This is a genomic window from Pseudomonas fluorescens (assembly GCF_040448305.1).
Taxonomy (GTDB): Bacteria; Pseudomonadota; Gammaproteobacteria; order Pseudomonadales; family Pseudomonadaceae; genus Aquipseudomonas; species Aquipseudomonas fluorescens_BH.
Genome location: NZ_CP148752.1, coordinates 2,411,450 through 2,425,138 on the forward strand (window position 1 = coordinate 2,411,450; position 13,689 = coordinate 2,425,138).

Consider the following 13,689-nt stretch of genomic DNA (forward strand, 5'->3'; position numbering starts at 1 on the left):
TGATCACAATCTGTCTCCTTTGCAACGTGCGTTGAATTCAGGTCAGGGGCTGGCCGAGGAAATCGCCGAAAGCCGCGAAAAAACCCTCGAGGTCATCCCACGGAATCATGTGTCCCGCGTTTTCAACGCGAGCAATCTGGATGCCGGGTTGTAGATCGCGAATTTCTGCTTCGTCCCCGGCCTGAATCACGCCGCCGCGGCCGGCAACGATCAGCAGGGCAGGAACAGGCAGGTGCGGCAGATCTTGATGAAAGTCCACCTCATGGAAATCGTTGAAGGCGCGGACGATGGCCGGTGTGTAGCAGGTGTGCAGCCACTCGGCGCGGACTTGCAGTTGCTCCTCGGTCCAGGTCGGGCAGAAGGCGCGCATGGCGTCGGCGTCCATCCCGCTCAGTGATTGGCGGATCGAATCCACGTACCACGACAGCTTGCTCGGGTACGCGCGCCGGCCGGGACCGGAGACGGGTGGATCGATCAGTACCAGGCTTTGCAGGCCTTCTGGATTGCGTACGGCGCTGCGCACGGCAAAGCGCGCGCCCATGGAGTGGCCCACCAGGTGATAGGCATTGATGCCCATGGCCTTGGCGAATGCGCCGATGTCATCGGCGCAGGCGTCGGTGCCGTAATCCAGTTCCGGTCCGGTGGAGGACAGGCCGCGGCCACGTGCGTCGAGTACGTAGGTATCGAAATGCTGGCCCAGGCGCTCGGCGACAAACCCCCAGGTGACCGCCGGGCTGGTGATGCCGGGAATCAGCAACACTATCGGTTTGCCGGTGCTGCCCTGACCGCCGTAACGCAGGTAGTGCTGGCGGACACCATTGGCTTGAACGTTGCCGCCCTGAATGAAGGTGCTCATGCGGCCACTTCCGATTTCAGTGGGTGGCCGTAGAGGTCATAACCGTAGACCCAGGCCGGATCTTCCTGTGTGCGCAGCCAGGTGTTGGCATTGGACACCGCCTGTACTCGCGAGGCGCGGTCCTTGCGGTTGGCTTCGTATAGCTTGAACGCGGTGCGGTAATCGGTGAGCCCGGTTTCCTGCAGGCAGCGGGTCAACATGGCGGCATCTTCGATGGCCATGCCCGCGCCTTGCGCCATGTGCGGTTTCATCGGGTGGCAGGCATCACCCAGCAACACCATCCGTCCACGGCTCCAGAGCGGCAGCGGATTGCGATTGAGCAGCGGCCATTTAGTCACGCTTTCACTGGATTCGATCAACGCTTGAACGGTGGGGTGATAGCCCTGGAATGCGTCGTACATTTCGTCGCGGCTGCTATCGACAAAGCTGCCCTGGAAGTCCCAGGCCGGGTGCGGTACGCCGGTGACGTAGTAGTACTCATCGCGCTTGCTGGTGGTGTGGTAGACCATCATGTGACGATCTTCGCTCCACCACTTCACGCAGTTTTCAAAGTCCATGTTGTACTTGGCCAGCACCTCGCCGCGAATCAAGGCGCGATGCGCAACCCAGCCGCTGTACAGCGGTCTTTCCACACCGAGCAACTCTTCGCGAATTCTGGAGTTGATGCCATCGGCGCCGATGACAATATCGACCTCTGTGGTGCTGCCGTCGCCGAAGTGCAGGCGCACCAGTTCATCGGTTTCCTCGATCCCGGTCAGGCGCTTGTTGAAGTGCACAGTGCCCGGCGCAATGGTCGACATTTGCAGTGCATGCAGGTCCCCGCGGTGCACGGTGATGTAAGCCGCGCCGTATTCCTTGCGAGCGAATTCACCCAAGGGGATGCGGGACAGATAGTCACCGCTGGCACCGTCGCGGCTGAACCAGAAGTCGGGGTGCGAACCCATGTCGCTCAGCTTCTGTTCAATACCCATGCGACGGAAGATTTTCATGATGTTCGGGCCCATGTGAATGCCCGCACCAATACGGGAAAACTCTGGGGCCTGTTCATAGATATCGACCTCGAACCCGGCTTTCTGTAACAGCGTGGCAGCAGCAGCGCCACCTAGACCGGCGCCGACGATTGCGATTTTTTGTTTGTTTCGCATGGGGGGCTTTTCCTTCGTTTTGAATATGTGGCTGGTGAGATCGGGTTGTCGTCTCGCCGCGATTTGAAGTGTATACGCTATTGTTTTTGAATTGGAAGAGCCCGTTTGAAAAATAAAAAACCAGCGATAAACGGCGCGCGTAACGCTAGGTAACCCTTATTTTGTGGAGTTGTGTTGCTTTGTAACGTTTAGATCCTTCTCGTCATGCGTCCGTAAATTTAATGTTTTATCGTCAATAAATAGCGTATACACTTCAAATTCGTGCAGGTGCCAAGTTCGCCGCCTTGCTTTGGTGCACAGGGTGCGAGGCGTCGAACGAACTCAACAGGTTAAGAGGAAGACAAGAAATGCCGGTAAGCGATTGCGAACTGACCCAGATGTTTGAACACGTGTTGAAACTGTCGAAAGTGGACTCGACTCAAAGTGTCGCGGTGCTGAAAAGCCACTACTCCGACTCGCGTACCGTGCGGGCGGCCATGGACGCCGCGCAGCGTCTTGGGGCCAAGGTCTATGCGGTCGAGTTGCCGTCATTCAATCACCCTATGGCCATGGGCAATGACATGACCGCTTACTGCGGCGACACCGCGCTGACCGGCAATATCGCCGCGCAACGGGCGCTGGAAGCAGCGGACCTTGTGGTCGACACCATGATGTTGCTGCACTCGCCGGAGCAGGAGCAGATCCTCAAGACCGGGACGCGCATACTGCTGGCGGTCGAACCACCGGAAGTGCTGGCGCGGATGCTGCCTACGCTGGCGGACAAAGAGCGGGTGATGGCGGCCGAGAAGCTGCTGAAGCAGGCGCGCTCGATCCACGTGAAGTCCAGGGCCGGCAGTGATTTCAAGGCGTTGCTCGGGCAATACCCTGCGGTCACCGAGTACGGTTTTGCCGATGAGCCGGGGCGTTGGGATCACTGGCCCAGCGGTTTTCTATTCTCCTGGCCAAACGAGGAAACCGCCGAGGGAGTACTGGTGATCGACGTCGGCGATATCCTGTTGCCGTTCAAGAATTACTCGCGAGAGAAGATCACCCTGGAAATCGAAAAGGGCTTCATTACCTCGATCCATGGTGGCTTCGAGGCCGAATACCTGCGCGATTACATGAAGTACTTCAACGATCCCGAGGTGTACGGCATCTCCCATATCGGCTGGGGTTTGCAGCCGCGTGCGCAGTGGACCGCCATGGGCTTGCATGACAAAAACGACGGCATGTGCATGGATGCCCGGGCGTTCTACGGCAACTTCCTGTTCTCCACCGGGCCCAATACCGAGGTTGGCGGTACCCGAAAAACCCCGTGCCACCTGGACATCCCGCTACGCCATTGCGATATCTACCTCGATGATCAGGCGGTGGTCCTGGGCGGTGATGTGGTAGCGCCGCAGGCATCTATCGTGCGGTGATATAAAAGAGGGGGGGCGGGACAGTGACCCACCACGATTGAGTTACCTTGATCCCCCTTGCAGGTTAATGTAAACGCCACTTACTTTTTTTTGATAGAGCCCGCCGTGCCGGATACGACAGACAACACCCCACAGACAACCGCTCCCTATGCCTTTTCCGAGCAGGTCGGTCATTTGCTGCGCAAGGCTTACCAGCGCAATATGGCGATCTTCCAGCAGAACGTCGACGATTCGCAGCTGACCGCTGTGCAGTTCATCACGCTGTGCGCCGTGCGTGATGCCGGACCTAGCTCATTGACCGAGCTGGTCAAGGCCACTGCGGTGGACCAGGCGACCATTCGAGGTATCGTCGAGCGGCTCAAGGCGCGCGACCTGATCACCCTGGAGCCAGACCCTCAAGATCGGCGCAAAGTCATCGTTGGCCTGTCCGACAGTGGCCATCAATTAGTGCGTGACACCGTGCCTCATGCTGCCCGCGTCAGCGAACTGACCATGGGTAACCTCAACCCGGCCGAGCGCGTCGCGATCCTGTATCTGCTGCGCAAAATGATCGATGACGTCGACGATTGACGAGTAAGAAACCGCCCCTGGCATTCTTCTTGCGTCTGATTCATGAAGTAGATACTTCATTAAAAAATGTAGTCAGGGGTAACGTGAGGAGTCGGGTAGCCATCCCCCTCTTCAAGCTCTAGCACCCGCAATGGCACTGCGCTCGACCTGCGCAGTACGCACTCGCGGCCCCGGTCACGCCTTTTTAATGTAGTGGTTACTTCATAAAAAATCCGCACCTCAAGAGGGCGGGCGGTAACACCCAGGGAGTGCGATATGAGTGAGCAAGCACTAGTGCCGGAAAAGACCGTGACGCTGCGAGTCAATGGCCAGACCACTACGGTCTGTGCCATGGCCGACACGCCGCTGTTACTGGTACTGCGTAACGATTTACAGCTCAACGGCCCGAAATACGGTTGTGGCCTGGGCGAGTGCGGTGCCTGCACGGTGATCATTGATGGCGTTGCGACGCGGGCGTGTGTGTTCCCGTTGTCCGGTGCCGAGGGCCGGGAAATCATCACCCTCGAAGGCATTGGCAGCCGAGAGCATCCGCACCCGGTGCAGCAGGCCTTTATAGATGAGCAGGCGGCGCAGTGTGGCTACTGCATGAACGGCATGATCATGACGGCCAAGGCCTTGCTCGACCGCAATCCGCACCCCAGCGAGGCGCAGATTCGCAACGAGTTGTCGGCCAATCTCTGCCGCTGCGGCACCCATATCGAAATTCTTCGTGCGGTACTGCGTGCCGCCCGTCAAAAGTCTTGAACGGATTGATGACCATGACCCATGCAACGCTCACCCGTGCTCAGCTGTTGACCAAGTCCGGCGTCTTGTTGATCGTCGATCAGATCCAGCCACCGTCCGGCCCTGTGGCCAAAGGTGGCGTACCCGTGATCAAACCCCAGGAGCTGGCGTTATTCATTGCGGTCAACGACGACGGCAAGGTCTATGGGTTCAACGGCCACGTGGATCTGGGCACCGGGATCCGTACTTCGCTGGCACAAATCGTCGCTGAAGAGCTGGACCTGGCGCTGGATCAAGTCTGTATGGTCCTTGGCGATACCGATAGCGCGCCGAACCAGGGTGCAACCATCGCCAGTGCGACCATCCAGATTTCGGCCATCCCCTTGCGTAACGCGGCGGCTGAAGCCCGGCGATTTTTGCTGGCACGGGCGGCCCGGCGTTTAGCCGTTGCGGCTGACACCTTGCGTATAAACAGCGGGGTAGTCAGCAGCGAAGACGGTCGCCAGCTCACGTTTGCCAAACTGGTGGAGGGCGAGCGTGACCAGTTGACGATTTCTGGTGATGCGCCGCTCAAGCGTCTGGAAGATTATCGGCTGGTGGGCAAGGGCGCAGCGCGGGTGGACATTCCGGGCAAAGCCACCGGTGAGCTGACCTACGTGCATGACATGCGGCTGCCGAACATGCTGCATGGCCGGGTGATTCGCCCGCCTTATGCCGGGCTCGACAGCGGTGATTTCGTCGGCAACAGCCTGCTGGAAGTAGACGAGTCCTCCATCGCCCACATTCCCGGCATCGTGCGGGTGGTGGTGATTCGCGATTTTGTCGGCGTGGTAGCCATGCGTGAAGAGCAGGCCGCGAAAGCCGCCCAGGCACTGAAAGTCACCTGGAAAGCCTGGAACCACAAATTGCCGAACATGGATGACATCGCGCAGGCCATTCGCGACAACCCCCGGGTACAGCGCGTAGTGCTGGACAAGGGCAATGTAGACCAGGTGCTGGAGCAGGCCAGCGAACGCATGACTCGCACCTATCTGTGGCCGTATCAGATGCACGGCTCCATTGGCCCTTCATGCGCACTGGCGGATTATTACGAGGATGGCATTCGCGTCTGGTCGGGCACACAAAATCCGCACTTGCTGCGCGCTGACCTGGCATGGTTGCTGGAGTACCCGGAAGAGCGGATCGAGATCATCCGCATGGAAGCGGCAGGTTGTTACGGGCGTAATTGCGCCGACGACGTGTGCGCCGATGCCGTGTTGCTGTCCCGGGCCGTCGGCCTGCCGGTACGGGTGCAACTGACCCGCGAGCAGGAGCATGTCTGGGAGCCCAAGGGTACGGCGCAACTGATGGAAGTCGATGGCGGCATCAATGCCGATGGTGGTGTGGCCGGTTACGATTTCCAGACCAGCTACCCGTCCAACGGTGCGCCGACCCTGGCGCTGCTGCTGACAGGGCGTGTCGAACCGGTAGCGGCGATGTTCGAAATGGGCGACCGCACTTCGATCCCTCCGTATGATTTTGAACACATGCGCGTGAGCGTAAATGACATGGCACCCATTGTCCGGGCTTCGTGGATGCGGGGCGTGTCGGCGCTGCCCAATACTTTCGCCCATGAGTCGTATATCGATGAGTTGGCCTTTGCCGCGGGCGTCGACCCTGTCGAATACCGCTTGCGTTATCTGAATGATGAGCGCGCCTCGGATCTGGTCAAGGCCACGGCTGCCCGCGCCGAATGGACGCCGCGTACGCAGCCGATGCAAATCCCGGAACAAGACAACATCCTTCGTGGCCGGGGTTTTGCCTATGCCCGTTACATTCACAGCAAATTTCCAGGCTTCGGCGCTGCATGGGCGGCGTGGGTCGCGGACGTGGCGGTGGACAAGCGTAGTGGCGAAGTGTCAGTCACCCGCGTAGTGATCGGTCATGACGCCGGGATGATGATCAATCCGGCCGGTGTTCAGCATCAGATTCACGGCAATGTGATTCAGTCCACCAGTCGCGTGCTCAAGGAACGCGTGACCTTTGAAGAGTCCGCCGTTGCCAGCAAGGAATGGGGCGGTTACCCGATCCTGACATTCCCCCAGGTGCCGCAAATCGATGTGCTGATGATGCCGCGCCAGAACGAAGCACCCATGGGGGCGGGTGAGTCGGCGGCAGTGCCGAGCGCGGCAGCGATAGCCAATGCGATCTACGACGCCACCGGGATTCGCTTTCGTGAACTACCGATCACCGCTGAGCGTGTGCTGGCCGCGCTCAAAGGCTCGGCGGACGAAGCGAATGCCAATCCCCCTGATTCGCCAAAGGCCAAGCGCTCGAAATGGTTGTTCGGCTCATTGTTCGCAGCGTTCGGCGCGATACTTGGCGTGGCTGCCACGGCTTTGCCCTGGCGTGCGGAAATCGCACCGATCACGCCACCCAGCGCGGGCACCTGGTCTGCGGCGACGCTGGAGCGAGGGCGTTTGCTGGCAGCCGTCGGCGATTGCGCGGTGTGCCACACAGCGCCAGGCGGCGCGACCAATGCGGGCGGGTTGGCCATGCAGACGCCTTTCGGGACGCTGTATAGCAGCAACATCACACCTGACCCGAAAACCGGGATTGGCAGTTGGTCCTATTCCGCGTTCGAACGGGCCATGCGCGATGGCATCAGTCGCGATGGCAAGAATCTGTATCCGGCATTTCCTTACACTGCCTTCAGGAATATCAACGACGCCGATATGCAGGCGCTGTACGCGTACTTGATGTCACAGGCCCCGGTGAGCCAGCCAGCCGAGGTCAACGACATGCAGTTCCCATTCAACATGCGGCCGCTGATGGCGGGTTGGAACGCTTTATTCCTGCGTAAGGGTGAAGTCCAGGTGCAGCCGCAACGCAGCGAGCAGTGGAATCGCGGCGCCTACCTGGTCAATGGGCTGGGTCACTGCGCGGCCTGTCATTCACCGCGCAACCTGATGGGCGCGGAGAAGGGCGGTAAAAATTTCCTGGCGGGCGGCATGGTCGATGGCTGGGAAGCCCCTGCGCTCAATGGCTTATCCAAATCGCCTACGCCGTGGACTGAAGACCAATTGTTCACCTACCTGAGCAGTGGTTATTCCGATGCCCACGGTGTCGCGGCGGGCCCTATGGGGCCGGTGGTTAGCGAATTGGCGAAACTGCCCAAAGCAGACATACGGGCGATGGCGGTTTACCTCGCGTCGCTCGATGGCACGGTGCAAGCACAGACCCGCTCAAGCACGGAAACTGTAGCGCAACCCAGCGTCACAGAGGTGTCGTTGAACAATGGTCGGCGGGTGTTTGAAGGTTCCTGCCAAGGCTGTCACGCCGATGGTCTTGGGCCAAAACTGTTTGGTGTCAGTCCCTCGTTGGCGACTAATACCAGCCTTCACAGTACGCTGCCAGACAACCTGCTCAAGGTCATTTTGCAAGGCATCTCCAACCCGGCGACCCCGGACCTTGGTTATATGCCAGGCTTCAAGGACAGCCTGTCCAACAGGCAGATCGCCGAACTGACGGCATACCTGCGCAATCGCTTCTCCTCAGCTGAACCTGCGTGGCAAGGGCTGGAGCAGAAGGTCGCGCACTTGCGGGCCAATCCCGGAACTCATTGATCAGAGAGTCACTGAGACGCAGGCAGTGTCAGCACGCCGCGCACCACCAGATCGCTGATGAACGCCAGCCAGTCCTGCTGCTGGCCTTGATCCGCCAGGTCTTGACCCAGAAATGAGGTGAGGGTGTGCCGGTTGGAGTTATAGAAGTAGCAGAGTGAGGCGATCATCAAGTAGACGTGATTGATGTCGATGTCCTGGCGAAACACCCCCTGCCGCTGACCCGCTTCGATGATCGGTGTGATCACGCCCAGCGTGGTGCCGGACAAGCGACGAAGCTCACTGGACTGCCTGGCGTGCGTACCCTCGTGCAGGTTTTCGATATTGAGGATAGCGACGAATTCCGGATGCTTTACGTAGTAATGCCAGACGAATGCTACCCGATCACGCAGGGCCTGCACGGGGTTCGAAAGGTCCGGGCGTAGCATGCTTTCGGCTTGGTTGAATGCTTCATAAGTGTGCTCAAGCACCCGTACAAAGAGGTTTTCCTTGCTGCCGAAATAGTAATAGATCATCCGGTCATTGGACTCGGCTTCACTGGAAATCTGTTCGATCCGCCCGCCCGCATAACCATCACGGGTGAAGACCTTGACCGCGGCCTTGAGAATACGAGCCTTGGTCTGGTCGGCCTGCTGGGCTCTGATACCTGTTTTTTTGTTCACGCTGTTGCCCTTGACGATTATGCGTAGCGATATTTATGGCCAGGAAATGACATGACATTGCGTGGTAGTGCGCCACCGATCTCTGAACTGGGCACTCCGGCCAAAGGGTTTCTTTGGGCGCCCCGGGTTTTCTCGTACACCGTATGCATCAGATCGATGTCGCATTGTTCTTCGACGAATGCAAGGGAATGAATAGTACTCCCGTTCACTGCGTTCGTCGGGTTGTTGGCAACGCTGTTTTCCCCGCAAACGAGGGGCCGATCACTTGAAGACGATGCGCAGCAATCAACTGAATTTGACCCGGGAGAGTGGCCATGTCTGATTTATACGCCTTGCTCGATGCATTGGATCAAGCCAACAGCACAAAGATCGATGCTGTACTCGCCACGGTCGTCAAGGTCGAGGGCTCGGCCTATCGGCGTCCAGGTGCGAGGATGCTGATTCCACTGTTTGGCCAGACAGTCGGAACCATCAGCGGCGGTTGTCTGGAACAGGAATTGGCCAGGAAGGCCTGGTGGTTAACCGAGTCCGGGGGCGCAGTGGTTCGTCGTTACAGCACGGCAGCCCAGGAACATCAGGGCGCCGATGATGAAGACGCGGCGCTGACGTTTGGTCTGGGCTGCAACGGTACCGTGCATGTACTCCTGGAACGCCATGATGCCGGCAAGCGGAGTCTGTTGTTCGATGTGCTGCAACGGGTGAAGGCCACCGGCCAACCGGCAGTACTGGCAACGGTCATTTCGGCGGGTCGGACAGCCCGTGTGCGAGTCGGTGCTCGAATGGGACTGAACGCCTTTATGAACGCGTGTGAGGGTATTCACTGCCAAGCGCTTCAACACACCCTGCAGGGTGATTTGCGCAGTACCCTTGCGCGCAAGAAGTCTCAGTTGATGATTTACGCAAGCGGAGCCGATGAAGTCGAGGTCTTTCTTGAATACATCGCGCCACAGCGTCGACTGATGATCTTTGGCGCGGGTCATGACGCCCAGCCTTTGGTGCGGTTCGCCAGGGATTTGAACTGGCATGTCACGGTGGTGGACGGGCGTGCGCACTTTGCTCGCCCTGAACGATTCCCTGGAGCAAGCCAGGTCATTGTTGCGCCTATCGACGAGCCCTTTAACTTATCCAGAGCTGTCGACGGTGCCGCAGTGGTGATCATGACCCACAGCTATCGACAAGATCGGTATTGGCTGGAAAACGTTTTGCAATGTTCACCTGCCTATGTCGGGCAGTTGGGTCCTCGAGAGCGAACAGAACGACTGCTTGATGAGATGGGCGCATCGGCCTGTTCGCCAGAAGTTGTGCCCGGGTTTCATTATCCGATTGGGTTGGATTTGGGGGGCGATACCCCGGCGAGCGTGGCCTTGGCCATTGTTGGCGAGATCACGGCCTACTTCAATGAGCGCAGTGGCGGCATGTTGAAATACCGCAAGACCACCATTCACCAAGCTTGTGAGCCAACCCACTCTCCAGCGGTGGGCGGCCTGCAGGCGAAAATGGAAGCGTAGCGGCTGCAGGGACTTGTGCAGCTTTGTGGTTCAGGCTTTCTAAACTGGCAGATCACCTGCTGTGCCCTCTGTACCGCCGTTTTTATTTGTTCGGCCTCCACGTTAGCCGCGGCGTATGCCGGTGCCTTGGCGGTTTCCTTGTGTTCGTTGGGATCGATCTGGGACTGGCTCTCAGTGGCATCCTCACTGCGTTCGAGTGAGTTGATGCCTTATCTGGCAGTCGTCTCATGAGCAAGGCTGGAGAAAATTTACGCTTTTTAGTGTTACATGCATGGATGATCGCCCAGCGTCATCTGGCTCCCGAAGGCTCGGCCATCAGTAAGGCGCTCAATTACAGCCTGAAACGGTGGGCAGCGCTGTCACACTACCTCAATAGGGGGCCGGCCCAATCGACAACAATTGGGCCCGGAACCAGATCCGCTCCTGGGTTCTTGAACGTAAGAACTGGCTCTTCGCAGGTTCGTTGTGCGGCGGTAAACGCGCGGCCGTGATCGTGAGTTTGATCCAGTCTGCGCGGCTGAATGGTCATGATCCGTATGCCTACCTGAAGATACTCTCACACGCCTGCCGACGCAGCGGTGAGTGAAATCGATCAGTTACTGCCGCATAAGTGGCAACCGGTTTAGTTATGCAAGGCCTGATGGCTGGACGCACACGTAATAACGCCAGAACAGTAATGCATAGACGATGTCTCCCGATGCCACTACTGGCAATGGCCAGGGGATGCTGCCCGCCAGCCAGTGACCATAAACCACCACAACGAACAGTACTTTCAGGATTACCCCGAGCAGGATATAGGGACGATAGTGCAGCGGATCGCGAGCGATCATCCAATAGGCCCAGCCGAATACGATAACCAGGCACGTGGTGAGTTGAATGAAGAGGGTTGAGGTGGGGGTAATTTGCAGCCCCAACAGTGCAGCTACGGGGCGCAGAGCTACAAGTAATGGAAGACCCGCGAGTACGTTGAAACAAGCGGCAGAAATAAAAAGCTTGCGGGTATAACTGTCGATCATGGGGTTGTTCCTGATAGGTGGTGACGCCTCGCACCATGCAAAGACATCTTGTAACTTCTGGGGCTCAGCCAAGCAGCTTGAGCAATGCTGGATAGCTATTGGGGAACAGCCTGCTTATCCAGAACAAGGTGCTCGATTTGTTCCCTGTGATAATGCGTTTGGTTCCTTTGCGCAGCCCCTTGATGATGTCGCCGGCACAATCCGCCGCTGGCGTCAGTAGCATTTTGTCTGCCAGTGCCGTGAACCTTTCTTCTGTTTTGCCGGCGGCTTTACAACGTCGTCCGGACTTCTCGATATTGGTTCGAATTCCTCCGGGGTGCACACACACGGCGCGTACACCGCTACCTTCGAGTTCCGACCATAATGCTTCGGTCAGACCACGTACGGCGAACTTCGACATGTTGTAAGCGCTTTGCATCGGGAAACCCACCAGGCCAAATACGCTGGAAATGTTGACGATGCAGCCTTCTCGCTGGGCCTGCATCATCGGCAGGAACGCTTTGGTACCGTACAACACGCCCCACAGGTTGATACCGAGTTGCCACTCGTACTCATCGATGGAGGTGTTGGCAACTGTCCCGATGACGGCGGCGCCTGCGTTATTGATGACGAAGTGCGCCGTGCCAAAATCGCGCTTCACCTCGTCGGCATGAGCCTGGAAGGCGTCCCAGGACGATACGTCCAGGATGTAACCTTTCGCTTTGCTGGCGTCAGGCAATAGCTTCATGGTTTTGTCGAGACCCACCTGGTTGATGTCCGACAGGGCGACATGTGCGCCAGCTTCCACCATCTGGATAGCCAACTCCCGACCGATGCCTGATCCTGCGCCAGTGATGACGACCACTTTGTTTTGGAACATGTTTTTATCCTTCTTGTTTTGATTGGTTTCGCCACTACAATTTTTTTGCTGACAAGAACTATTTGCTGAGAATGTGGATCGCGACCGCTGCCTCCTCAATACCCTGCAAACCGCCGCCGTTCTCCTGGATTGCATGGCGTGCGCCATGAACCTGGCGTGCGCCAGCCTCCCCGCGCAGTTGCGTCACCAGTTCGTAGAGCTGGCCGATCCCGGTAGCGCCGAGTGGATGGCCTTTCGATTCCAGGCCTCCTGAGGTATTGACCGGGATACGCCCGCCCAGGGTGAATTCGCCACGTTCAGCTGCCGGCCCGCCCTGACCAAGCGGAACCAGGCCCAGGTTTTCGACCTGAATGATTTCGCCCATCGCCGAGGCGTCATGGACTTCGGCGACATGCATGTCTTGCGGCCCCAGGCCCGCCTGTTCATAGGCCAGGTTCGCGGCCAGGCGACCGACGTTCAGTTCCGGCTGATCGAGCCGGCGATGGCTGAAGCTACGGATAACGCTGGCCGCTACCTTGATGCAGCGGCTCTTGTCGGCACCGATGCGTGCGAGTCCTTCCTCAGTGCACAGGATGGCTGCTGCTGCGCCGTCCGACAGCGGCGCGCACATTGGCAGGGTGAGCGGGTAGGTGATCGGAGGGGCGGCAAGGATTTCGTCGATACCGAAGGCTTTGCGAAATTGCGAGTAGGGGTTATGGACCGAGTGAGTGTGGTTTTTTGCCGAGACGGCTGCGATCTGCCGCTGCGTGGTGCCGTAGGTTTTCATATGCTGGCGGCATAATGCGGCATAGATGGCCATGAACTTACTGTAAGGCTTGTCCGATTCCGACCCGGCGGGCGGCACCACACCTTCGCCCATTTTTACCAGCGTCTGATAATTCTCTTCGGCGCGAGATACGTCCCAACCAGCCTCGAACAGCGAGAGGGCCTTCAGTTTATCCGGGATGTTCATCTTTTCCGCACCCAACGCCAGCGCGATACTGGCTGTACCTGCCTTGAGACTTTGCACGGCCAAATTGAAGGCTGAGCTACCCGAGGCGCAGGCATTCTCGACGTTGTAGATAGGGATGCCTTCAATACCGATCTTGCTGAACACGACTTGACCAGGGATCGAGAGCTGACCTTGCAATGGGCCATTGGTCATGCCGGCATAAAACGCGATATCGAGATCGGCGGCACTGCAGTGGGCGTCCTTCAATGCACCCTGGAAAGCTTCGCGTGCCAAGTCGTCGAGGCTGCGTTCGGTGTGGCGACCGAAGACGGTCATGGCGATGCCGGCGATATAGATATTGCTCATTGAAAATTCCTTATATTCAGTTGGTCGGTGTCCAGTTCGCACCCCTCCGGT

Annotated in this window: 11 protein-coding genes and 1 pseudogene; 6 read left to right on the plus strand and 6 right to left on the minus strand. The window is 58.3% G+C overall.

The window, feature by feature from the left end; all coding sequences use genetic code 11:
- Nucleotides 1-37: 37 nt before the first annotated feature.
- Both WHX55_RS11040 and WHX55_RS11045 read right to left on the minus strand, forming a co-directional pair.
- Nucleotides 38-856 carry an alpha/beta hydrolase gene (locus tag WHX55_RS11040; RefSeq protein ID WP_353742579.1) on the minus strand — a complete coding sequence of 273 codons (819 nt, stop codon included), beginning with the start codon at nucleotides 854-856 and terminating at the stop codon, nucleotides 38-40.
- Nucleotides 853-2,001, minus strand: a complete 1,149-nt coding sequence (locus WHX55_RS11045; RefSeq protein WP_353742580.1) for an FAD-dependent monooxygenase — start codon at nucleotides 1,999-2,001, stop codon at nucleotides 853-855. Before WHX55_RS11045 ends, WHX55_RS11040 begins: the two co-directional genes overlap by 4 nt.
- Before the next feature lie 347 nt (nucleotides 2,002-2,348).
- Between WHX55_RS11045 and WHX55_RS11050 the strand changes: the two genes are divergently transcribed.
- From WHX55_RS11050 to WHX55_RS11065, 4 genes are all read left to right on the plus strand, one after another.
- On the plus strand, nucleotides 2,349-3,401 hold the full coding sequence (locus WHX55_RS11050; RefSeq protein ID WP_353742581.1) for a 2,5-dihydroxypyridine 5,6-dioxygenase: 1,053 nt from the start codon (nucleotides 2,349-2,351) through the stop codon (nucleotides 3,399-3,401).
- Between the two features lie 105 nt (nucleotides 3,402-3,506).
- Nucleotides 3,507-3,971, plus strand: coding sequence for a MarR family winged helix-turn-helix transcriptional regulator (locus WHX55_RS11055; RefSeq protein ID WP_353742582.1), 465 nt, complete (start codon nucleotides 3,507-3,509; stop codon nucleotides 3,969-3,971).
- Between the two features lie 255 nt (nucleotides 3,972-4,226).
- Nucleotides 4,227-4,715, plus strand: coding sequence for a (2Fe-2S)-binding protein (locus WHX55_RS11060; protein ID WP_353742583.1), 489 nt, complete (start codon nucleotides 4,227-4,229; stop codon nucleotides 4,713-4,715).
- A 14-nt stretch (nucleotides 4,716-4,729) separates the two neighbouring features.
- Nucleotides 4,730-8,299, plus strand: coding sequence for a molybdopterin cofactor-binding domain-containing protein (locus WHX55_RS11065; protein ID WP_353742584.1), 3,570 nt, complete (start codon nucleotides 4,730-4,732; stop codon nucleotides 8,297-8,299).
- An 8-nt stretch (nucleotides 8,300-8,307) separates the two neighbouring features.
- On the opposite strand, the gene WHX55_RS11070 is transcribed toward WHX55_RS11065, so the two are convergent.
- Nucleotides 8,308-8,958, minus strand: a complete 651-nt coding sequence (locus tag WHX55_RS11070; RefSeq protein ID WP_110658847.1) for a TetR/AcrR family transcriptional regulator — start codon at nucleotides 8,956-8,958, stop codon at nucleotides 8,308-8,310.
- Between the two features lie 314 nt (nucleotides 8,959-9,272).
- Between WHX55_RS11070 and WHX55_RS11075 the strand changes: the two genes are divergently transcribed.
- Both WHX55_RS11075 and WHX55_RS11080 read left to right on the plus strand, forming a co-directional pair.
- On the plus strand, nucleotides 9,273-10,466 hold the full coding sequence (locus WHX55_RS11075) for an XdhC family protein (RefSeq protein ID WP_353742585.1): 1,194 nt from the start codon (nucleotides 9,273-9,275) through the stop codon (nucleotides 10,464-10,466).
- A gap of 263 nt (nucleotides 10,467-10,729) precedes the next feature.
- A pseudogene (locus WHX55_RS11080) lies at nucleotides 10,730-11,092 on the plus strand (transposase); the annotation flags it as partial.
- On the opposite strand, the gene WHX55_RS11085 reads toward WHX55_RS11080, so the two are convergent.
- From WHX55_RS11085 to WHX55_RS11095, 3 genes are all read right to left on the minus strand, one after another.
- Nucleotides 11,093-11,482: a hypothetical protein gene (locus tag WHX55_RS11085; RefSeq protein WP_353742586.1), complete on the minus strand. Its 390-nt coding sequence runs from the start codon at nucleotides 11,480-11,482 to the stop codon at nucleotides 11,093-11,095.
- A gap of 64 nt (nucleotides 11,483-11,546) precedes the next feature.
- Nucleotides 11,547-12,341: an SDR family NAD(P)-dependent oxidoreductase gene (locus WHX55_RS11090; protein WP_150727188.1), complete on the minus strand. Its 795-nt coding sequence runs from the start codon at nucleotides 12,339-12,341 to the stop codon at nucleotides 11,547-11,549.
- A gap of 58 nt (nucleotides 12,342-12,399) precedes the next feature.
- Nucleotides 12,400-13,638: a thiolase family protein gene (locus WHX55_RS11095; protein ID WP_353742587.1), complete on the minus strand. Its 1,239-nt coding sequence runs from the start codon at nucleotides 13,636-13,638 to the stop codon at nucleotides 12,400-12,402.
- Nucleotides 13,639-13,689 lie beyond the last annotated feature (51 nt).